At 55.5% G+C, this 21671-nt stretch carries 20 protein-coding genes; 13 read left to right on the top strand and 7 right to left on the bottom strand.

Annotation, left to right across the window (positions count from 1 at the left end):
* Nucleotides 1–246: 246 nt before the first annotated feature.
* The 7 genes from Q390_RS17565 to Q390_RS0104840 all read left to right on the top strand — a co-directional run bounded on the left by Q390_RS17565 (nucleotide 247) and on the right by Q390_RS0104840 (nucleotide 6361).
* A complete protein-coding gene (locus Q390_RS17565) occupies nucleotides 247–1797 on the top strand; it encodes an MBOAT family O-acyltransferase (protein WP_037472176.1) in 1551 nt (516 codons plus the stop codon).
* A 53-nt stretch (nucleotides 1798–1850) separates the two neighbouring features.
* The gene (locus tag Q390_RS19865) at nucleotides 1851–3083 is read left to right on the top strand and encodes a hypothetical protein (RefSeq protein WP_156949827.1); all 1233 of its coding nucleotides are present in this window, start codon (nucleotides 1851–1853) and stop codon (nucleotides 3081–3083) included.
* Between the two features lie 286 nt (nucleotides 3084–3369).
* Entirely contained in the window at nucleotides 3370–3528 is a 159-nt protein-coding gene (locus tag Q390_RS19370; protein ID WP_084153779.1) for a DUF3309 family protein, read from the top strand.
* Nucleotides 3529–3772: 244 nt separating this feature from the next.
* On the top strand, nucleotides 3773–4027 hold the full coding sequence (locus Q390_RS0104855; RefSeq protein WP_037472232.1) for a helix-turn-helix transcriptional regulator: 255 nt from the start codon (nucleotides 3773–3775) through the stop codon (nucleotides 4025–4027).
* A 2-nt stretch (nucleotides 4028–4029) separates the two neighbouring features.
* Nucleotides 4030–5229, top strand: coding sequence for a type II toxin-antitoxin system HipA family toxin (locus tag Q390_RS17560; RefSeq protein WP_211250414.1), 1200 nt, complete (start codon nucleotides 4030–4032; stop codon nucleotides 5227–5229).
* Between the two features lie 188 nt (nucleotides 5230–5417).
* The gene (locus tag Q390_RS0104845; RefSeq protein WP_027995054.1) at nucleotides 5418–5750 is read left to right on the top strand and encodes a TA system antitoxin ParD family protein; all 333 of its coding nucleotides are present in this window, start codon (nucleotides 5418–5420) and stop codon (nucleotides 5748–5750) included.
* Entirely contained in the window at nucleotides 5747–6361 is a 615-nt protein-coding gene (locus Q390_RS0104840; RefSeq protein WP_027995053.1) for an ATPase, read from the top strand. The genes Q390_RS0104845 and Q390_RS0104840 overlap by 4 nt, the downstream gene beginning before the upstream one ends.
* A 304-nt stretch (nucleotides 6362–6665) precedes the next feature.
* Here the strand turns inward: Q390_RS0104840 and Q390_RS20485 are convergent, their stop codons facing one another.
* The 3 genes from Q390_RS20485 to Q390_RS0104825 all read right to left on the bottom strand — a co-directional run bounded on the left by Q390_RS20485 (nucleotide 6666) and on the right by Q390_RS0104825 (nucleotide 9257).
* Nucleotides 6666–6791: a hypothetical protein gene (locus tag Q390_RS20485; RefSeq protein ID WP_281174772.1), complete on the bottom strand. Its 126-nt coding sequence runs from the start codon at nucleotides 6789–6791 to the stop codon at nucleotides 6666–6668.
* A gap of 304 nt (nucleotides 6792–7095) precedes the next feature.
* On the bottom strand, nucleotides 7096–8028 hold the full coding sequence (locus Q390_RS19365; protein ID WP_084153778.1) for a DUF4214 domain-containing protein: 933 nt from the start codon (nucleotides 8026–8028) through the stop codon (nucleotides 7096–7098).
* Nucleotides 8029–8366: 338 nt separating this feature from the next.
* The gene (locus Q390_RS0104825) at nucleotides 8367–9257 is read right to left on the bottom strand and encodes a LysR family transcriptional regulator (protein WP_027995051.1); all 891 of its coding nucleotides are present in this window, start codon (nucleotides 9255–9257) and stop codon (nucleotides 8367–8369) included.
* A 174-nt stretch (nucleotides 9258–9431) separates the two neighbouring features.
* Between Q390_RS0104825 and Q390_RS0104820 the strand changes: the two genes are divergently transcribed.
* The 4 genes from Q390_RS0104820 (at nucleotide 9432) to Q390_RS17550 (ending at nucleotide 14361) form a co-directional block, all read left to right on the top strand.
* Nucleotides 9432–10952, top strand: a complete 1521-nt coding sequence (locus tag Q390_RS0104820) for a CoA-acylating methylmalonate-semialdehyde dehydrogenase (protein ID WP_027995050.1) — start codon at nucleotides 9432–9434, stop codon at nucleotides 10950–10952.
* A 152-nt stretch (nucleotides 10953–11104) separates the two neighbouring features.
* Nucleotides 11105–12271, top strand: coding sequence for an acyl-CoA dehydrogenase family protein (locus tag Q390_RS0104815; RefSeq protein WP_027995049.1), 1167 nt, complete (start codon nucleotides 11105–11107; stop codon nucleotides 12269–12271).
* Nucleotides 12272–12376: 105 nt separating this feature from the next.
* Nucleotides 12377–13270, top strand: a complete 894-nt coding sequence (gene mmsB / locus Q390_RS0104810; protein WP_027995048.1) for a 3-hydroxyisobutyrate dehydrogenase — start codon at nucleotides 12377–12379, stop codon at nucleotides 13268–13270.
* 101 nt (nucleotides 13271–13371) lie between these two features.
* Nucleotides 13372–14361, top strand: a complete 990-nt coding sequence (locus Q390_RS17550; RefSeq protein WP_051603037.1) for a CBASS cGAMP-activated phospholipase — start codon at nucleotides 13372–13374, stop codon at nucleotides 14359–14361.
* A 90-nt stretch (nucleotides 14362–14451) separates the two neighbouring features.
* Here Q390_RS17550 and icd read toward each other — a convergent pair whose 3' ends face one another.
* Nucleotides 14452–15714 carry an NADP-dependent isocitrate dehydrogenase gene (gene icd / locus Q390_RS0104800; RefSeq protein ID WP_027995047.1) on the bottom strand — a complete coding sequence of 421 codons (1263 nt, stop codon included), beginning with the start codon at nucleotides 15712–15714 and terminating at the stop codon, nucleotides 14452–14454.
* A 182-nt stretch (nucleotides 15715–15896) separates the two neighbouring features.
* The gene (locus Q390_RS0104795) at nucleotides 15897–18134 is read right to left on the bottom strand and encodes an NADP-dependent isocitrate dehydrogenase (protein WP_027995046.1); all 2238 of its coding nucleotides are present in this window, start codon (nucleotides 18132–18134) and stop codon (nucleotides 15897–15899) included.
* A gap of 75 nt (nucleotides 18135–18209) precedes the next feature.
* Here Q390_RS0104795 and Q390_RS20610 point away from each other — a divergent pair, with 75 nt between their 5' ends.
* Complete coding sequence (locus Q390_RS20610) at nucleotides 18210–18617, top strand: hypothetical protein (protein ID WP_342666079.1); 408 nt, start codon at nucleotides 18210–18212, stop codon at nucleotides 18615–18617.
* Between the two features lie 121 nt (nucleotides 18618–18738).
* Complete coding sequence (locus Q390_RS17545; protein ID WP_084153776.1) at nucleotides 18739–19257, top strand: DUF192 domain-containing protein; 519 nt, start codon at nucleotides 18739–18741, stop codon at nucleotides 19255–19257.
* Between the two features lie 162 nt (nucleotides 19258–19419).
* On the opposite strand, the gene Q390_RS0104780 is transcribed toward Q390_RS17545, so the two are convergent.
* Both Q390_RS0104780 and xseA read right to left on the bottom strand, forming a co-directional pair.
* Complete coding sequence (locus Q390_RS0104780) at nucleotides 19420–20001, bottom strand: superoxide dismutase (protein ID WP_027995044.1); 582 nt, start codon at nucleotides 19999–20001, stop codon at nucleotides 19420–19422.
* A gap of 203 nt (nucleotides 20002–20204) precedes the next feature.
* Nucleotides 20205–21533 (bottom strand): exodeoxyribonuclease VII large subunit, encoded by a 1329-nt coding sequence (gene xseA / locus Q390_RS0104775; protein WP_027995043.1) that lies wholly within the window; start codon nucleotides 21531–21533, stop codon nucleotides 20205–20207.
* Between the last annotated feature and the right edge of the window lie 138 nt (nucleotides 21534–21671).

The raw sequence follows: 21671 nt of genomic DNA, 5'->3' as shown, positions 1-21671 counted from the left end.
GGCCTTACGCGCCCTGAACAGCGGACAGCGCTTGGAGTCCAGGCAATTATTTACCATCCCACAGCCATACATTACATATTAATATGTTTGTAACAATAAACTCATATTGACAAAATAAAATAATTACGTTTAGCTATGGGTCTTTTACAAATTACAGACACCACTGGATATAAAAATAAAAATTTTGCAGAACAGACACTCCATCTACTGCGTTTGCTATCAATCCATCAACTTTGATAAGAAAAAATGCTTTTCAATTCAGGCTATTTTATATTTATTTTTTTACCCCTGCTGCTAGTAATATTTTACTTAGCAAGCAAGATAAATCACAGAGTTGGTGAAATATGGCTAGTCGCAGCTTCCGTCATTTTTTATGCCTGGTGGAATCCAATTTATGTACTACTATTATCCGCCTCAATTTTATTTAATTTTTTTATTGGCTACTCAATAGCCAATTACAGCGAAATAAAATCTCAGAAAAGAAAATTTTTACTTATTTTTGGAATTTTTTGCAATTTAGCTGTTTTAAGTTATTTTAAATATGCCAATTTCTTCGTTGAGAATATAAATAAAACTCTGCACACATCTTATTATATAGATACCATCATATTGCCACTTGGAATATCTTTTTTTACATTTACACAAATTGCATTTCTGGTAGATGCAGCGCGTGGTGAAGCCAAAGAATTTGACTTTATTCACTATAGTTTATTTGTTACCTACTATCCACACTTGATTGCCGGTCCGGTGCTTCATCACAAAGAAATGATGCCGCAATTTAAAAATAAATCTATCTATCAATTTAATATTAATAATTTTACAGTTGGATTAACTATTTTTGCAATTGGTTTGTTTAAAAAAACTGTTTTTGCAGACGGCATAGCACCCTACGCGTCGCCCGTTTTTTTAGCTGCAAGTCAAGGAGACACCATAGGATTTCTTCAAGGATGGGGCGGTGCCCTGGCTTATACACTGCAGCTCTATTTTGATTTTTCAGGTTACTGTGATATGGCCATTGGATTATCATACATGATTGGTGTTCGTTTGCCGATTAACTTCAATTCACCCTATAAAGCCGCTAACATCTCAGAATTTTGGAGACGCTGGCATATCACACTTTCTCGCTTTCTACGCGATTACATTTATATTCCGATGGGCGGAAACAAAAAAGGAGAAAGTCGCCGCTATATCAATCTGATGGCTACTATGTTTCTTGGCGGTCTTTGGCATGGCGCAGGATGGACCTTTGTCATTTGGGGCTGCCTGCATGGTTTTTATCTAGCCATTCACCAAGGTTGGCAGAAAATAAAGCAAAAATTTGGATTTGACACCTCACGCACGTCGTTAGTGGGGCAATTTTTTGGCATTGCGCTAACTTTTTTCGTTGTTGTATTAGCCTGGATCTTCTTTCGCGCTACCACTTTAGATGCGGCAATTGCCATAGTGCGGGCCATGCTGGGCATGAATGGAATAAGTATTCCAGATGGCATAGCATTGCATTTAGGATTTATTTATCCCTGGCTTGCTACAAAAGGAGTTATTTTTACCCCCGGTGGCGGCCGTGAATTCACCATGACCTTTACTTGGATCATTGCGCTTTTACCCATTATTTTTTTGGCGCCTAACAGCCAGGAGATCATGCAAAAATTTAAACCAGCCCTTGACCAAGATGCCCATGACAACGCAGCAATGGCTTGGACTGCCAATTGGCGCTGGGGGCTGACCATGGCATTTGTCTTTGCAGGTGGACTGTTATCACTGACCCGTCCAAGTGAATTTTTGTATTTCCAGTTTTAAGTCCTTGGTAATTTATGAAGAACTACCTTTTCTCCTGGATTTCCTTGACATGCATGCTTCTACTCGTGGTGGCTGGAATCAATTTTATAATTGACCCCTATGGTTTGTTTAGATTTATCGATATCGATGGCTTCAATAAAATAAAACCTGCAGCTGCTAGCCAAGGCCCCATGGGAAAAGCCTACCAAGCCTTGCGTACTCAACCTGGAGGACTGGTATTAGGCAATTCTCGTGCAGAAATGGGCTTTGATCCAGAATATGCTGCATGGCCGGCCGACACCAAGCCAGTACTCAATTTGGCACTTCCTGGAACGGGCACTGCAACCACAGAAAACTACTTGCAACATGTCATTATTAATACTGAAAATAATTCAGCATCCATGCCTAAAATGCTTATTTTAGGCATTGATCTGATAGATTTTTTGATTGACAAGGAGAGGGATGATGCAATACAAAAAAATCCGCACAAAGAAAGCCGACTTTTAAATAATTTTGATACACAGTCAAAATATAAAAAATGGCCTATTAAATTTAAAGATTATTTCGAATCAACATTCACATTGAGTACCCTGACAGACTCGATAGAAACCATTCTGAATCAAAATAATCCCTATGCTTCGAACCTGACCGTACAGGGATTCAATCCGATGCAAAATTATAAAAAATTGGCAAAAAACGAAGGTTACAATAATTTATTTAAAGCCAAAGATCAAGCCAACATAAAAATTCTCCAACGACTTCCAAAAAATATTTTTGATAACAGTGGAATTTCTTCTTCTCGCTTTAAAAACCTGCAACAGGTTTTAACCCTATGTCGACAGCACGGCATATCAGTCAATTTGGTAATTTATCCTTATCATGCACGTTTTCTTGAAAGCATCCGTTTTACCGGTCACTGGCAAGATTTTGAAAACTTGAAACGCGCTGTGACGCAGATGGTCGAAGCAGAATCACAATATTCTTCGTCATCATTGATTAAATTATGGGATTTCAGTGGATTCAACCAGTACTCCACTGAGGCAGTGCCTCTCAAAGGTGATCGAAAATCAGTGACCCAGTGGTATTGGGAAGCAGGACATTTCAAATCGGAGCTAGGCAATAAAATCCTCGACCGCATCTTTGCAAGCACAAATACGACAGAGGAGTGGGGTGTTTTACTGACACCTGCAATGATCGAAAACCATCTGTCCACCCTGCGTGCACAGGGCGACGCTTATAGGCAAAGTCATGCATTAGAAGTGGCTGCGCTTGCAGGGCTTGCATCCCAGCCCCCATCGAAGCGCTAACTGCAATTTTTAGCGCCTGAAAACTGTCTGGTTTAAAAATTTCGATATCGCCCGTATTGGCACCAGCACTGGATTGCTGCTTTCCATAAAAACGGCGCAAGCACCCGCAAAGCAAGCTGTCACCGGCGTCGACGTCAGCTTATTGGGCCTCTGAGCAGTTCCTGCACGGCGCTCTGTCCGACTCGATGCATCAGCAAACGATGACACGCTCAGCTACCGCAAACCTGACGCAACGAAACATGCCGACAAACAACAATCTCTTTATTACATTCCGGGAGAAATTTTTATGTCGCTGTCCTTGATTCTTTTAATCATCCTGATCCTGATCCTGGTGGGCGCTCTGCCCAGTTGGGGCCATAGCAAATCATGGGGCTATGGGCCCAGTGGCGGCATCGGACTGGTGGTGCTGATCCTGGTGATTTTGCTGCTGATGGGACGGATATAGGACCCCAGACCGGGACAGTCACAACAACATCGCCGCAGGCCGTGGGGTCAGATCACGATTTTTTAGATACTTGCGGATAAAAAACTCGTGCTCTGATCCAGCCGTTTCAGCGTGACGCTGACCGAGTTGCTGTCCAGTATCAGCCTGCTCTCACCCCGAGGCCAGCACATAAAAATTCCCTATCGGGAATTTTTATGTGCAAAACCCCGCACAAGGCGACATAATTCCCGATCAGGAAATTAATATGCCCGCTCCCGCGTCTACCGCCTACACCCCGATCCCCACGCCCGAAGCACTCGGCCAAGCGGTGCGCCGTGCCCGCAAAGGCTTGGGACTAACCCAGCCGCAATTGGCACTGGCCGCCGGTGTCGGCGTGCGCTTTATGGTCGAGCTGGAAGCTGGCAAACCGACCCTGCGCCTAGCGCACATCCTGCGCGTACTGCACGCCTTGGGCGGTGAACTGGCAGTGGAGGGCTTGCCCCCATCCGCAGGAGACTGAACATGCCGGGTCAATTGACGGTGTGGTTGTTTGACTCCCCCGTAGGTACGCTGGTGCAAATCAATGGCCGTTTGGGCTTTAGCTACGCACCGGATTGGCTGGCGCACAACGCTGCTACGCCGCTGTCCCAATCGCTACCGCGGCAAGCCAAATGGTTTGATGACCGTGCCACCCGCCCTTTTTTTGCCGGACTGCTGCCCGAGGGCGAGCAGCGCAAACGCATCGCCCAAGCGCTGCACATCTCGCGCCAAAACGACTTTGCCCTGCTGGAGCCGGGCCAAACTCCACCGAGCGCCGATGTGCCCAACGCCGTGCGCTGGTCAAACGACACCGAACTGCTGCGCCTGATTGAAGAAATGCCCCAGCGCCCGATGCTGGCGGGCGACGCCGATATGCGCCTGTCGCTGGCCGGCGCACAAGACAAACTGCCGGTAGTGATAGAGGGCGTTCGGGGCGTTCGCATCGGCTTGCCCCGCTTTGGTACGCCCAGCACCCACATCCTCAAGCCAATGATGACCAGCGCATTGGGCATTGAAGGCAGCGTTTTTAACGAAGGCTTTTGCATGGCACTGGCCAGCACCTTGCAGTTGAACGTGGCCCCCACGGCGATTGCGCAGGTGGGCGATCGGCCCTATCTGCTGGTCGAGCGCTACGACCGCCAGAAGGACACCAAACAGCGCCTGCACCAAGAAGATTTTTGCCAAGCCTTGGGCATGCCGCCAGAGATCAAATACCAAAACGAGGGCGGCCCTGACTTGGCGCAAAGCTTTGCGCTGCTGCGCCGTGCCACCCGCCCCAGCACGCCGCAGGTGCTGCAACTGCTGGACGCAGTGATTTTTAACGCCCTGATCGGCAACCACGACGCACACGGCAAAAACTTCTCACTGCTCTACACGCCACGCGGCGCGGTGTTAGCGCCGCTGTACAACCTGCTAGCCACCGCTGTTTACCCGCGCCTGCCCGACAAAATGGCCATGAAAATCGGCAGCAAATACCGCTTCACCGAAGTGCAAGCGCCGCACTGGGAGTGCTTTGCCGTGGACGCTGGCCTGTCGCCCGCACAGGTCAAAAACGCATACTGCATATCGCCCAACGCCTGCCGACGCTGGCACAAACGCAGTGCGAGGCGTGGCAGGCACAGGGTTACAGCCATCCCGTCCTTGAGCACATCGCAGCGTTGGTGGCCCAGCGCTGTGGCTTGACGGTGCGCCGGTTAGCAGTATCAGGCCAAGCCGATAAATCCTGATTTTTATAGTCTAAATAGCCTCTAACCCTTTAGATACGTGCGCTAGAAGCTACTTTTTCAATAGCAAAAGACACAGCGCAAATATGTATTTACACTGCTATACCAAAGCCAATTGGCGCAAAATGCGCCAATCAGGAGAAAACCATGGCCGCTACCGCATTTGCATCCGTCAAACTTCCCAGTACCCTCGTCGAGCAAGCCCGCCAAGCCGCGCAACCCATGCGCCGCTCAGTCGCCAGCCAAATTGAATACTGGGCCACGCTCGGCCAGATCGTTGAGCACACCGGCTTGAGCGTGCAAGAGGCGCGCGCGGCCATCGAGCAATACGAAGCCGCCCCGCCCCATCAGCCAATCACCGCCCCAGCGTCGATTGACGCCCTGAGTGCTCGCCTGCTGGCCGCACAGACCAACGGCTCGCTGGCACAGCGCGTGCGCGAAGTGGTACGTGAGAACCAAGAACGCACGACTTCAATCTGATGGCTGCGCCCATCTGGTTTCACCTGCTCGCCGGCCCGAATGGCGCGGGTAAATCCACGCTGTACCGTGCCTTGGTGCGCGAAGGCATCTTGGGGCCACCGCTTGAATTCGTGAATGCTGACCTGCACGAAAGCGCGCATCTCCAGCACATTGCTGATGCGCAGGAGCGCTCCGAAACCGCCCGCACTTGGGCGGATGCCCGCCGCGCAGCACTGCTGACAGCACGCATATCCTTCGCCAGCGAAACAGTGTTCTCACATCCCTCAAAACTCGCTCTGATTGCGCAGGCGCAAAGCCACGGCTTTACCGTCGCGCTGCACATCGTGGCGCTGGACGACCCCGCTCGATTGCTGACCCGCGTAGCGCAGCGCGTGCGTGAAGGCGGCCACCCCGTGCCACCCGAACGTATCTTGGCGCGCTACCCGCGCACCATGCACAACCTCGCGCAGGCGGTGCGCTTGGCTGATGTGGCTTATCTATATGACGCGGTAGATGAAACCGAAGACGGCCCACGCTTGGTGGCCATTCGCACCGTTTCAGCTACCACGGTACTGACCGACGCTCTGCCGCTTTGGGTACAAAACATGTTGGGCACTACTGCGGCTATTTGATTATCAAAATAGCCTCTAGCCCTTTAGATACGTGCGCTAGAAGCTATTAATTTTGATGTTTAAATGGCCAAAAGCAATGCCACCGCTGTAGGCCGTGGGGTCAGATCACGATTTTTGGACGCTTGCGGGCAAAAAACTCGTGCTCTGACCTCGGGGCCGGAATTCAGGGTGCGGTGCAAAGCGCGCCAGCAATTTAATTGGAATCTGACCCCCATTATTCTTATTTCGATCAACCCCAGCACCAGGGTATTGAGCGACACGCTTTCAGCTTTGGTGCATGCAGTTAATGTTACTCTGACCCCCATTATTCCAAGCGCATCAGGTCGCGAATGATTTGTGCCGCAGGACGATGGCGCTGGGCTGCGGCGGCCATGAACTGGTCGCGCAGCACAGACTCCATCTTGATCGACATCTGTACTTCTTTTGCCATAGGGGCCTCGCTGGCGGGGTAGGTTTGGTAGCTGCAAAGGAATATCTTATAGATACCTTATCGGTATTCAAAGCTGCATTGGCGCAAGCTCCGTAGGTTGCCCAACATCCCCCAAAGCCCTCGTACTCCATAAAGAGTCGTTAGCCCTTTAGATACGTGCGCTAGCAGCTATCAATTTTGATTCTAAATGACCACACTGCTGTAGGCCATGGGGTCAGATCACGATTTTTGGACGCTTGCGGGAAAAAACTCGTGCTCTGACCCCGTGGCCGGCATTCAGGGTGCGATGCAAAGCGCATAAATGTCAAAGGAATATTTCAATACCATTCGATATAACACCAATTACGCCAGCTTGATTTTCTGGAGACTCAGCAAACCCAGATAAAACTTCTGCTTTTGTATTTTGACCAGAATTCAAATTAGACAACCACCAATCATAACCACCTTTATCAGGTGCCCGATGAAGAACATTATTGTAAATTTTTGTCAAAAAATCAGCATTACTTGGATTTAATCCATATTTTTGTGAAAATTCAGAACTTGAAATAAAGCCATCTGCTACTTGCTGCTGGGTCTTTCCATTGTCCATTTGAGAAATCCAATAACGCAGACCATCATTATCAGGCTTTCTGTCAAATGCGGCCTGATAAATTCTATATGCCTGACCTGCAACACCATCTATGTCTAGAGCAATAATTTTATCAGCAAATTTCAAACGCTCAACATTAAAAATCTTATCGACACCATTAGAAACTGAGCTAACTGTCCAAGAGTCATAATTTTTAGTTAGCGTGTACGAAGAACGCATGCCAGTATAATTTACAGTATCTACGCCTCCATAGCCATAGAAAAACTCATTACGTGCTGAACTATTGAAATTATCATTAATATCAGAGCCAAAAAAAGTTGTTTGCTGCACTGGAATAGTATCAACATCTTCATACAAACTAAGGGCATAAAACTTATTATACGATCCTTGATGCCAATTTGCAGCAACATAATAAGTCCCATCGTAAGGTGCCACCCAATTCCAAATGATATCATTGGAATAGTAAGCACCACTTAAAAGCATATCAGGGCCATCATCCGCCTCATCATTGGCAACAATTGTATTTCCAGCGCTATCATAAATTCTTAATAAAAAAGGATCTAGATAGCTAGTTGAAAAAACATCATATGTTGCGCCAGCTTTTGCCTCAAATTTATAAATATCATGCAAAATAGCATAGGAGTCCATTCCAGACACAGATGCAGTGTAATCCCAAGTATTTGTACTGCTTGAACTTGAATACGGTTTAAAAAATAAACTGCGAGCATTTATTTTTTTCAGATAATGTCAAATCTGGCAAACCATCAATCGTAGCGTAATTGATATTAGAGTTCATAATGATATATATTTTCCGAAATTAAAATAAGCCAGACATAATGCTAACCTTTATGGATTCATACCGCAAACATCACAGGTATCGATACTTGGAATGTTCTAACCAGCTAAATTGGATCAGTAGCACTGCATCCAACCCATCATAAAACCTTTAGTTACGCCAACCTGACAATCACCGCTATCCATCACATTTATTTCACCCCCAGCCTCCCCGCCTCCCCCAACACCGTTTCCTTCAAAAACCCCCACACTGCCTGCATCCGCGCTAAATGCTTGCCCTCCGCCGGCATCGACATCCAAAATGTGCGCGTAAATCGTGCCTCCTGCGGTAGCACCCGCGCCAATACTGGATCGCTGTCCGCCATAAAAGCTGGCAGCACCGCCAAACCAGCGCCCGCCCGCACCGCCTCATATTGCGCCGTAATACTGGTACTGCGAAAAGCAAACCGCTCCGGCTGATAAAGCTGGTCGAGAAACTGTAGCTCTTTAGTAAATAACAAATCATCGACATAACTGATAAACGCGTGGTGGCGTAAATCTTCGCGGCTTTGCACTAAGGGGCGGCGGGCCAGATATTCACGCTGGCCGTATAAATGCAGCGTGTAATCGGCCAATTTAGTCACGATGACCGAGCCGCGCGTCGGGCGCTCTAGCGAGATAACGATGTCGGCCTCGCGACGGCTCAGGTGCAACATGCGCGGCAGCGCCAGCAGGTCGATGGACAAATGCGGGTGTTTTTGCGTCAGGCCAGCCAAGTGGTGCGCCAAGATCAGCGTGCCAAAACCTTCGGTTGCGCCGACGCGCACCACGCCCGACGGCCCACTGCCGGGCGCGGGCATCAGGCGCTCAACGCCCAGCACCGCCGTTTCCATCGCCTCGACACCGGGCAGCAGGTGGCGGCCGGCTTCGGTCAGGCGGTGGCCGCCGGCTTCGCGGGCAAACAGCGTGTCGCCGATTTGCTTTTCTAGCGCTTGGATGCGGCGCGATACCGTGGTGTGCTCTACGCCCAAGCGCCGCGCTGCGCCGACCAGAGTGCCGGTGCGGGCCAGCTCTAAAAAATAACGCAGGTTGTCCCAGCCCATGGCTCTCCTTGTTTGCTAGATTTATATGTGCAATTTTGCAGATGTCAATTGCAACATTCTCTATTGTGCAAACAATTATGCACAGCTACGATACGTTGCTGATAGGGCGGACGTTGACTGTGCAACGCGCTCTGCCACCCGGCTTCATTTCTTCTTTTGTCTCAGGAGACTTCCTTGAACGCATCCACCGCTACCCAATCCATCCCCACCGTCAAGCTGCTGATTGACGGCAAGTTTGTCGAGTCCACCACCACCCAGTGGCGCGATGTGGTCAACCCAGCCACGCAAGAAGTGCTGGCCCGCGTGCCGTTTGCGACACCGGCTGAAATCGACGCCGCCGTGGCTTCGGGCAAAGAAGCTTTCAAGACTTGGAAGAAGACCCCGATTGGCACCCGCGCTCGCATCTTCTTGAAGCTGCAGCAACTGATCCGCGAAAACATGGGCGAACTGGCCGCGCTGCTGACCGCCGAGCAAGGCAAGACCCTGCCCGACGCTGAAGGCGACGTGTTCCGTGGTTTGGAAGTGGTCGAGCACGCTGCCAGCATTGGCAACCTGCAATTGGGCGAGCTGGCCAACAACGTGGCCAACGGCGTCGATACCTACACCATCCTGCAACCGCTGGGCGTGTGCGCTGGCATCACGCCGTTCAACTTCCCGGCGATGATTCCGCTGTGGATGTTCCCGATGGCGATTGCCACCGGCAACACCTTCGTCTTGAAGCCGTCCGAGCAAGACCCGATGGTCACCATGCGCCTGTGCGAGTTGGCGATGGAAGCCGGCATTCCTGCCGGCGTGCTGAACGTCATCCACGGTGGTGAAGACGCCGTGAACGCGATTTGCGATCACAAAGACATTAAGGCGGTGTCGTTTGTCGGTTCGACCAAGGTCGGCACCCACGTTTACAACCGCGCCACGCTGGCCGGCAAGCGTGCGCAGTGCATGATGGGCGCCAAAAACCACGCCATCGTCATGCCTGACGCGAACAAGGAACAAACGCTCAACGCCATTGCCGGCGCCGCGTTTGGCGCAGCCGGTCAGCGTTGCATGGCGCTGCCGGTGGTGGTGCTAGTCGGCGAAACGCAACAATGGATTCCCGAGCTGATCGCCAAGGCGCAGACGCTCAAAATCAACGCCGGTACCGAAAAAGGCACCGACGTCGGCCCGGTGATTTCTTGCGCGGCGCTGGCGCGCGTCGAAGGTCTGATTGAGCGCGGTATTGCCGACGGCGCCAAGCTGGAACTCGATGGCCGCAAGCCCAACGTGCCCGGCTTTGAGAAGGGCAACTTTGTTGGCCCAACCATTTTCTCGGGCGTGAAACCCGGCATGGCCGTGTACGACCAAGAAATCTTTGGCCCGGTGCTGGCTCTGGTGGCTGCGGACGACATCGACCAAGCCATTGAGTTCATCAACGACAACCCCAACGGCAACGGCACCGCCATCTTCACGCAGTCGGGCGCAGCGGCGCGCAAGTTCCAAGAGGAAATCGACGTCGGCCAAATCGGTATCAACGTGCCAATCCCCGTGCCAGTGCCATTGTTCTCGTTCACCGGCTCGCGCGCTTCCAAGCTGGGCGACCTCGGCCCGTACGGCAAGCAAGTGGTCATGTTCTACACCCAGACCAAAACCGTCACGGCACGCTGGTTTGACGACAGCACCACCAGCCACGGTGTCAACACCACCATCAGCCTGAAGTAATCTGCTTCGGCACTCAAAACGCCCCTTTCTTGGCTGAAAGGGGCGTTTATTTAAGTCAAATCAGCCTCTAGCCCTTTCAATACGTGCGCTAGTAGCTATTAAAAACAGAGCACCGCAGCTTTCAAAGTGCTCGCTTGGGAGATACACCGCGTATGAATTTCGACCTCTCCGAAGAACAACAGGCGTTTGCCGCCACAGCGCGCGCGTTTGCGCTGGCAGAACTCGCTCCCCACGCCGCACACTGGGATGCCGAAAGCATCTTCCCCAAAGAAGCCATCGCCAAAGCCGGCGAGCTGGGCTTTTGCGGCCTGTACGCCCCGGAAAACGCCGGCGGCCTGGCCCTGCCCCGCCTCGACGCGACGATGGTGTTTGAAGAAATGGCCGCCGTCGATCCATCGACCACGGCATTTATCACCATCCACAACATGGCCACCTGGATGCTCGGCACGTGGGCGACCGACGCCGTGCGCGAGCACTGGGGCCCGCTGCTGACCACCGGCGAAAAGCTGGCCTCCTACTGCCTGACCGAAGCCGGCGCTGGCTCGGACGCTGGCTCGCTGAAAACCCGCGCTGAACGGATTGGTGATGAATACGTCATCAACGGCAGCAAAGCCTTTATCTCGGGCGCAGGCGCGACCGATGTGCTGGTGCTGATGGCACGCACCGGTGACGCCAATTCGGGCGCGAGCGGCATCAGCGCCTTTGCCGTACCAGCCGACGCGGCCGGCATTAGCTACGGCAAAAAAGAAGAAAAAATGGGCTGGAACAGCCAGCCGACCCGCACCATCAGCTTTGACAACGTGCGTATCCCGGCGGATCACCTGCTGGGCCAAGAGGGCGAGGGCTTCAAAATTGCCATGAAGGGCCTGGACGGCGGGCGCATCAACATCGCCACCTGCTCCATCGGCGCAGCGCAAGGCGCGCTGGGCCACGCACAGCGCTACATGCACGACCGCAAACAGTTTGGCAAGCCGATTGCCAGCTTTCAGGCGCTGCAATTCAAGCTGGCCGACATGGCGACCGAGTTGGTCGCCGCCCGCCAAATGGTGCGCTTGGCCGCCAGCAAACTGGACGCGGGCGATGCCAACGCCAGCACCTATTGCGCCATGGCCAAACGCTTTGCGACGGACGTGGGCTTTAACGTCTGCAACGAGGCGCTGCAACTGCACGGCGGCTACGGCTACATCCGCGAATACCCGCTAGAGCGCCTGCTGCGCGATTCGCGCGTGCACCAGATTCTGGAAGGCACCAACGAAATCATGCGCGTCATTGTCGCCCGGCGGATGCTGGAGAGCGACGCGATTGACAGCATTCGTTAAGCGCCATTTTTATATAAAAAGATAGCTGCTAGCGCACGTGCTTAAAGGGCTAGAGGCACTTTTAGCCATAAATCATTACTTATTCCACACACCGGAGACAACAGCATGAAAATCGCATTTATCGGCCTCGGCCACATGGGCGGCCCAATGGCCCTGAACCTGCAAAAAGCCGGCCATACCGTCGCCGCTTTTGACCTGTCCCAAGCCGCCTGCGAGAAAAGCGCCGCCGACGGCCTGACGATTGCCGCCAGCGCCCAAGCTGCCGTGCAAGGCGCTGAAGCCATCGTTACCATGCTGCCGGCCAGCCAGCATGTCGAAGGTTTGTTCCTCGGCACCGGCGGCCAAGAGGGTTTGCTGTCGCACATCGCCAAGGGCGCACTGGTGATTGATTCGTCCACCATTGCCAGCGCCACCAGCCAAAAAGTGGCCAAGGCAGCGCAGGCGGCTGGCATTGACTTCATCGACGCCCCCGTCTCCGGCGGCACCGGTGGCGCGATTGCTGGCACGCTGACCTTCATGGTCGGCTCCAGCGCCGAACAGTTGGAGCGCGCCCGTCCGCTGCTCGAAAAAATGGGCGCCAACATCTTCCACGCCGGCAGCGTCGGCGCGGGCCAGACAGCCAAAATCTGCAACAACATGCTGTTGGGCATTTTGATGGCCGGCACGTCGGAGGCGATTGCGCTGGGCGTGGCCAACGGGCTTGATCCGAAAGTGCTGTCAGAAATCATGCGCCGCAGCTCGGGCGGCAACTGGGCGCTGGAGAAGTACAACCCCTGCCCCGGCGTGCAAGAGAACGTGCCGGCCAGCAAAGGCTACGCCGGCGGTTTTGGCACCGATTTGATGCTGAAAGACCTCGGCCTGTCGCAAGAGAACGCTACCCAAGTCAAAGCCAGCACCCCGCTGGGCGGCTTGGCGCGCAACCTGTACGCCGCGCACAGCCTGGCCGGCAACGGCGCGCTGGACTTCTCCAGCATCATCAAGATGGTGCAGAAGGGCTAAAAACTGAGTGGTGTCGGCTTACGCTGCGCTAATCCGACCTACGGGACTACAGCGCAGTAGGTAGCATGGGGGCAGTTCCTCTATCCAGAAGTGCCCTTGCCATGCCCTCCTCCAGCGACAAGACTGCCCGCGCCAAAGCGACCAGCCCCGACACCAAGGAATTTCGCATCTTGGCGCTGTCGGGCGGGGGCTATCTGGGTTTGTACACCGCCGCCGTGCTGGCGGCGCTGGAAGAGCAGATCGGCGAGCCCATCGGCCGGCGCTTTGATCTGGTCGCTGGCACCTCGGTCGGTGCCATCGTCGCGGCGGCGGTGGCGCTGGAAGTGCCGTTGCGCGACATGGTTGAGCTGTTTCAGCGCCATGGCACCCAGGTGTTCTCGCCGCGCTCACTGCCCACTGGTGTGGTGGGGCGGTTGATCGACATGGGCCGTTCGGTGACGGGGCCCAAATACTCCAGTGCTGCGCTGCGCACGGCCCTGCACCGGCATTTGGGCGATCGCACCCTGGCGCAGGTGCCACACCCGCTGGTACTGCCGGCGGTGAACGTCTCGCGCAGTCTGACCAAGGTGTTCAAGACACCCCACGCCGCAGCCTCACGCGGCGATGAAGACGTGCCGATCATCGACGCCGTGATGGCCAGCAGTGCGGCGCCGGCGTATTTTCCGGCGGTGCGCATTGGCGACGCGCTGTATGCCGACGGCGGCCTGTTTGCCGTGGCGCCCGACCAGGTGGCGCTGCACGAGGCAGAACACTTCATGCAGGTGCCGCTGGCGCGCGTGCGGATGCTGTCCGTGGGCACTGCCACCGTGGGCTACCAGCCAGCGCAGGGCCTCAGCGAGGATGCCGGCGCCATTGGCTGGCTGGCTGATGGACGCCTGATCATGACGCTGATTGCGGTGCAACAGCAGCATGTGCAGGCGATGATGGAAAACCGCCTGGGCGAACACTACCTGCGCCTGGATGCCACTTGGCCACCGCAGGCCGGATTGGGCATTGATATCGCCACCCCACAAGCCGCGCAAATCCTGCTCAACCTGGCCGAGCAGACCCTGCACGCCGCCAACCCGCAGCAGTTGCGCACATTTCTCTGAGCGCAGCAACGCCCAACAAAAAACCCCGGCTTATGGGGCACGGGGCTGCATGTGAAGGCGCCCAGCGGCGCTCAGAAGGGCCAACCAAGGCTATTGCATCTGGTCAATCATGACCTGACCAAAGCCGGAGCAGCTGACTTGGCGGGCGCCGTCCATCATGCGGGCGAAGTCATAAGTGACCTGTTTGCTGGCAATGGCTTTTTTCATGGCGCTGATGATCAGGTCGGCGGCTTCGGTCCAGCCCATGTGGCGCAGCATCATTTCAGCCGACAAAATTTCTGAGCCGGGATTGACGTAGTCCTTGCCAGCATACTTGGGTGCGGTGCCGTGGGTGGCCTCAAACATGGCAATGGTGTCGCTCATGTTGGCGCCCGGAGCGATGCCGATGCCGCCGACCTGTGCAGCCAGGGCGTCGGAGATGTAGTCGCCATTCAGGTTCATCGTGGCAATCACCGAATATTCGGCCGGGCGCAGCAAAATTTGCTGCAGGAAGGCGTCGGTAATGCTGTCCTTGATGGTGATTTCCTTGCCCGTCTTGGGGCTCTTGAAATTCATCCAGGGGCCGCCGTCGATCAGTTCGGCACCAAACTCTTTGGCAGCCAGACCGTAAGCCCAATCACGAAACGCTCCTTCGGTGAACTTCATGATGTTGCCCTTGTGCACGATGGTCACGCTGGGCTTGTCGTTATCGATGGCGTACTGGATGGCCTTGCGCACCAGGCGCTCGGTGCCTTCACGCGAGACTGGCTTGACGCCTATGCCGGAGGTGGCGGGGAAACGGATTTTTTGTGTGCCCATTTCCTCTTGCAAAAATTTGATGAGCTTTTTGGCCTTATCGCTTTCGGCTTCAAACTCGATCCCAGCGTAGATGTCTTCCGAGTTCTCACGGAAGATCACCATATTGGTTTTTTGCGGCTCTTTCAAAGGCGAAGGTACGCCTTCAAAGTACTGGATCGGGCGCAGGCAGACATACAGGTCAAGCTCCTGGCGCAGCGTCACATTCAGCGAACGGATGCCGCCGCCCACGGGGGTGGTCAGCGGGCCTTTGATGGAGACGACGTAGTCCTTGATGGCGTGCAAGGTTTCTTCGGGCAGCCACATGTCAGGGCCGTAAACACGGGTGGATTTTTCGCCGGCAAACACCTCCATCCAGTGAATTTTTTTGATACCGCCATACGTCTTGGCCACGGCGGCATCGACCACCTTGCGCATCACCGGGGTGATGTCGGCCCCAGTGCCATCGCCTTCAATGAAGGGAATGATCGGCGCGTCCGGCACATGGAGCGACATGTCGGCGTTGACGGTGATTTTTTGGCCTTCGGCAGGCACCTGGATGTGCTGGTAAGGGGTCATGGACGAGGGTCTCCGGTGAAATCGAGGCAAGTATCTGGACGCGAATCTGGACAGGTACGGCAACTGATGATGGCTATCTGCACCAACGAAGAATCTTAACGGATGCTGCTGCGCCCACTGCCCACAAAAAAACGGACTGCAAGCCATGGCCTGCAGTCCGTTTGAAGGGGGCTTTTAAACGCTTACACCAGCGAAGTGGCGATCGCCGCGTTCAAGGTCGCACTGGGGCGCATCACGGCTTCGAGCTTGGCGGGGTCAGGCAGGTAGTAGCCGCCGATATCCACCGCTTGGCCTTGCACGTCCAGCAGTTCAGCGACGATGGCTTTCTCGTTGTCGCTCAACTGCTTGGCCAGCGGTGCAAACTGCGCGGCCAGGGCGGCATCGTCGGTTTGCGCGGCCAGCTCTTGCGCCCAGTACATGGCCAGATAAAACTGGCTGCCACGGTTGTCGAGCTGGCCGGTTTTGGGCGAGGGGTTCTTGTTGTTGTCCAGCAGCTTGCCAGTGGCGGCGTCCAGTGTTTTCGACAACACCGTAGCTTTGGCGTTGCCAGTTTTCAGGCCCAGGTCTTCGAGCGACACGGCCAGTGCCAGAAATTCGCCCAGCGAATCCCAGCGCAGGTGGTTTTCTTCCACCAACTGCTGCACGTGCTTGGGCGCCGAGCCACCAGCGCCGGTTTCGTACATACCGCCACCGGCCATCAATGGCACGATGGACAGCATCTTGGCGCTGGTGCCCAGTTCCATGATCGGGAACAGGTCGGTCAGATAGTCGCGCAAGATATTGCCGGTCACCGAGATGGTGTCCAGACCGCGGATGACGCGCTCCAGCGTGTAGCGCATGGCACGCACCTGGCTCATGATCTGGATGTCCAGACCGGTGGTGTCGTGGTCTTTCAGGTAGGTGTGCACCTTCTTGATCAGCTCGTTCTCATGCGGGCGGTACGGATCGAGCCAGAACACGGCCGGCATACCGGAGTTGCGCGCACGCGCCACGGCCAGCTTCACCCAGTCGCGGATCGGCGCGTCTTTCACCTGGCACATGCGCCAGATGTCGCCGGCTTCGACGTTTTGCGACAGCAGCACTTCGCCGGTGGCCAGATCGACGATGTTGGCCACGCCGTCCTGCGCCATTTCAAAGGTTTTGTCGTGCGAGCCGTATTCTTCGGCTTGCTGCGCCATCAGGCCGACGTTGGGCACGGTGCCCATGGTCTTGGGGTCAAAGTTGCCGTTCCACTTGCAGAAATTGATCATTTCCTGGTAGATGCGGGCAAAGGTGGATTCCGGCATCACCGCCTTGACGTCCTTCAGACGGCCATCGGCGCCCCACATCTTGCCGCCGTTGCGGATCATGGCGGGCATGGAGGCGTCCACGATGATGTCGTTAGGCGAGTGGAAGTTGGTGATCCCCTTGGCCGAGTCCACCATGGCCAGCTCGGGGCGGTGCTCGTGGCAGGCGTGCAGGTCGCGGCGGATTTCGTCCTGCTGCGACTGGGGCAGCGTGGTAATTTTTTCGTACAGGCTGGCCATGCCGTTGTTGACGTTGACACCCAACTCATCAAACAACGCACCGTGCTTGGCAAAGGCGTCTTTGTAGAAAATCTTCACGCAGTGGCCAAACACGATGGGGTGCGAGACCTTCATCATGGTGGCCTTGACGTGCAGCGAGAACATGACGCCGGTCTTGTAGGCGTCGTCAATTTCTTTTTCGTAGAACTCTTCCAGCGCCTTCTTGCTCATGAACATCGAGTCGATGATCTCACCGGCCAGCAGCGACAGCTTGGGCTTGAGGACGATGGTTTCGCCGTCCTTGGTGAGCAGTTCCATTTTCACGTCGCGCGCTTTTTCCAACGTGATCGATTTTTCGCCGTGATAGAAGTCGCCGCTGTGCATGTGTGAAACATGCGAGCGCGAGGCCTGGCTCCACTCGGCCATGCTGTGCGGGTTTTTGCGGGCATATTCTTTGACGGCTTTGGGCGCGCGGCGGTCGGAGTTGCCTTCGCGCAGCACCGGGTTGACAGAGCTGCCAATGCATTTGGCGTAGCGTGTGCGCACGGCTTTGTCTTCGTCGGTCTTGGGGTCTTCGGGGTAGTCGGGAATGGCGTAGCCTTTGGACTGCAATTCCTTAATGCAGGTGACCAGCTGACCCACCGACGCGCTGATGTTGGGCAGCTTGATGATGTTGACTTCCGGATCCAGCGTCTTCTTGCCCAGCTCGGAGAGGGTGTGCGGCACCTTCTGGTCGTCGCGCAAATACTCAGGAAACTCGCCCAGCACGCGGGCTGCCACAGAGATATCGGTCTCGGTCACTTCGATGCCAGCAGGAGCGGCAAAAGCGCGAACAATCGGCAGGAAAGAAGCCGTGGCCAAGCGAGGAGCCTCGTCGGTCAGGGTGTAGATGATGGTGGGTTGCTGGGTGCTCATCGTTTGCCTCAGGAAATGGCTATAGAAACCACCGGCAGGGCCATCAGCCGGTAGCAGTGGTCAGAGAACGCAAGTGTGCAGTCCGACGCGCCGTTTTTCAACGGAATGTCATCATACAAAATTAGAATCCACAAATGGTTTTTTTTACTTATTTCGCTATCCAGGCGCGATTTTTTTGTCAACGCCGCTGGCCCGGCTGCCGTTATTAACAAAGCTCATCCCGAGCTTGTAAGCTTCTCAACACGATATATCGTTAAAGAAATGGCCATCATGAATAAATTCCTCGCTGTATTGGCCGCCGGCCTGTTCGCTGCAGGTGCTTTCGCCCAGGCGCCTGCATCCCCCGCATCAGACGCTGCACCCGCCTCTCTGGCTGCACCTGCTGCTCCTGCTCACATGGCCAAAGCGCCTGTGAAGAAGCACACTGCCCACAAAAAAGTGAGCCACAAAAAGGTCAAGAAGCACGCTGCAAAGGCTGTCTGAACCAAGCGGGCCTAGCCCGCGCATGACAGCTTTGGCTTCAAAATCGCCCGCATCTGCGGGCGATTTTTTTGGTGATGCCTGCCCGCTGCCGCCTTCTACCCCCTCGTTGAAAGCCTGATCCATGCCAGCACCTTGCGCCCTTTTCTGCCGTACCCGTCCCCAGCAGCGTTTTAATCAGTTCTCCAGTCAACACACGCGCACCGCCGTTCTAGCGGTGGTGCTGCTGTGCGCAGCCACACTCGGCCTGGCGCAGGACAGCGCGCAACTGGGCTTGCAGCGCGTTGATCTGACAGCGGGAATGCACCGTATCGACGCCCAGGTAGCGCAGTCGCCGCAGGAGCGCCAGACTGGCCTGATGTACCGCCAGAAGATGCCGCAGCAAGAGGGCATGTTGTTTGTGTTTGAGCAGCCCGCCACCCAGTGCTTCTGGATGAAAAACACCCTGCTGCCGCTGACCGCCGCTTTCGTCGCTGACGACGGCACCATCGTCAATCTAGTCGATATGCAACCGCAAAGCACCGACTCGCATTGCAGTGCCCAGCCGGTGCGCTATGTGCTGGAAATGAACCAGGGCTGGTTTGCCAAAAAGGGCCTCAAGCCAGGCGCTAAGCTGAAGGGGGCACCGTTTACGCCGCGCTAAATGCGCGGTGAAACGCCAGATAAATCAAAAAATAGAGCTACAACCGCACACCACACAACGATTTCAACAGTGAAAGTAGCTGAAACCCTTTAAATACCTGCGGTTGCAGCTATCATAAAAAAACGGCCCGCAGGCCGTTTTTTTATATCACTGGGGGCGACTTCAGGCGAAGTTGGCCTCAGCAAACTTCCAGTTCACCAGCTTGTCCAGGAAGGCTTCGACAAACTTGGGGCGGGCATTGCGGTAGTCGATGTAATAGGCGTGTTCCCACACGTCCACGGTCATCACCGCCGTGTCGCCGGTGGTCAGCGGCGTGCCGGCAGGGCCCATGTTGACGATATCAACGCTGCCGTCGGCCTTTTTCACCAGCCACGTCCAACCCGAGCCAAAGTTGCCCACGGCGGACTTGGTGAAAGCTTCCTTGAAGGCTGCGTAGGAGCCAAACTTGGCGTTGATCGCCGTCGCCAGAGCGCCGGTAGGCTCGCCACCGCCCTGAGGCGCCATGCAGTTCCAGAAGAAGGTGTGGTTCCAGATTTGCGCGGCGTTGTTGTAGATGCCACCGCTGGATTTCTTGATGATCTCTTCAAGCGTCATCGTCTCAAATTCAGTGCCTTTTTGCAGGTTGTTCAGGTTCACTACGTAGGCGTTGTGGTGCTTGTCGTGGTGGTACTCCAATGTCTCCTGGCTACAGGCAGGCGCCAGGGCGTCCATGGCGTAAGGCAGCGGGGGAAGGGTGTGTTCCATGGGGATTCCTTTTTGGTTTGAGTTGTGAAAACCGGCTTGGCGTGCTGGCAGCCTGCACTTGGCGGCGCGGGCTGCCGGCGCACGCAAACCCAGCGCAGATTGTAGGAATGAAAGCAAAATTTGGCTGTAGGCCACCAACTACTCCCTCGAAACACAGTGTGTACCGCGCCGCTGCACAACTTCAACGCAGTGCCAGCACCGTTTCAACGCCGCGCCACCACCGTCAATTCCAGCGTGCCATCGGCCAGCGTGGCGCGCAGCGGCGCCCCCACGCGGGCCTGCTGCACACTGGTGAGGGCGCCGCCGTGGGCATCGGTGAGCAAGGCGTAGCCGCGCTGCAGCACCAAGCGCGGGTCAAGCAGCTGCAGGCGCAGAGCAGTGCGCTCCAGGTGCTGTTGGTACTGGGCCAAGTTACGCTGCAATGCAGCGGGCCAATGGGCCTGTAGCGCTTGCTGGGAGTGCGCAAGGCGCTGCAGTTTCAGCAGCACGGCATGGCGCATACGCTGTGCCAATTGCGCCAGTTGCTGCTGCTGGCGCGCCAGCAGGCCCGAGGGTCGTCCCAGGCGCGCAGCCAGTTGGTCCAGGCGCTGCTGGCGCCGGTCGAGGTGGCGCTGCGTACCCCGGTGCAGGCGATCGACCAGCTGGGTGAGCGCGCCTAACCAGACCTCGCGCGGCGGCGCCACCAGTTCGGCAGCGGCCGTGGGCGTGGGCGCGCGCAGGTCGGCGCAGAAGTCGGCGATGGTGAAGTCGGTCTCGTGCCCCACCCCGGTGATCAAAGGCACCGGGCTTTGCACGATGGTGCGTGCCAGTTGCTCATCGTTGAACGCCCACAAGTCCTCGATGGAGCCGCCACCGCGCACCAGCAAGATGACGTCAATCGGTGGATTTTGGGTCAAATCAGCCTCCAGCCCTTTCTCCACCTGCGCTAGTAGATACAGTTTTGATAGCGCAGAAACCAGTGCAGGTGCCGCGCCAGCGCCTTGTACCAGTGCCGGCACCAGCACGACGGGAATGTGCGGCAAGCGCCGGCGCAGCGCTGTCACCACGTCGTGCAGCGCCGCCGCACCGAGCGAGGTCACTAGGCCAATGCCGCGCGGGAAGGCGGGCAGCGGGCGTTTGCGGGCGCTGTCAAACAGTCCTTCCTTCTCCAACAGCGCCTTGAGGCGTAAAAACTGCTCAAACAAGGCGCCCTGACCGGCCCGCTGCAGGCTCTCGACCACCAGCTGCAGATCACCGCGCTGCTCGTACACACCCAGGCGCCCGCGCAGCTCGACCCATTCGCCATCGCGCGGCGTGAATCCGAGCAGGCTGGCGGCGCGGCGGAACATGGCGCAGCGGATCTGGCCGTGGGCGTCCTTGATGGAAAAGTAGCAATGCCCGCTGGCAGCGCGCGAAAAGCCGCTGATCTCACCGCGCACCGCCACCGGATTGAAGCGCGCCTGCAACAGGTCAGCCACAGCGTGGCACAGCGCCCCCACATCCCAGATGTGCGGCAGAGGTGGCGCCAGACCATCGTTTTGTGGCTCAAACATCAGCGTTAGCGCAGCTTGCGCAGTTTTTGCGTACGCCAGTACTCCACAGCGCCGAAGAAGTTGAAATCTGGCCTGAAACGCCCAAAAAAATACCGCCAACATCACGCATACACATGCAACTTATTGATTTATATATGT

It is taken from the genome of Simplicispira psychrophila DSM 11588 (assembly GCF_000688255.1).
In the GTDB taxonomy this organism is placed as follows: Bacteria; Pseudomonadota; Gammaproteobacteria; order Burkholderiales; family Burkholderiaceae_C; genus Simplicispira; species Simplicispira psychrophila.
The sequence above is the reverse complement of the archived record's forward strand: the minus strand, read 5'-3'. Positions and strand labels throughout refer to the sequence as shown.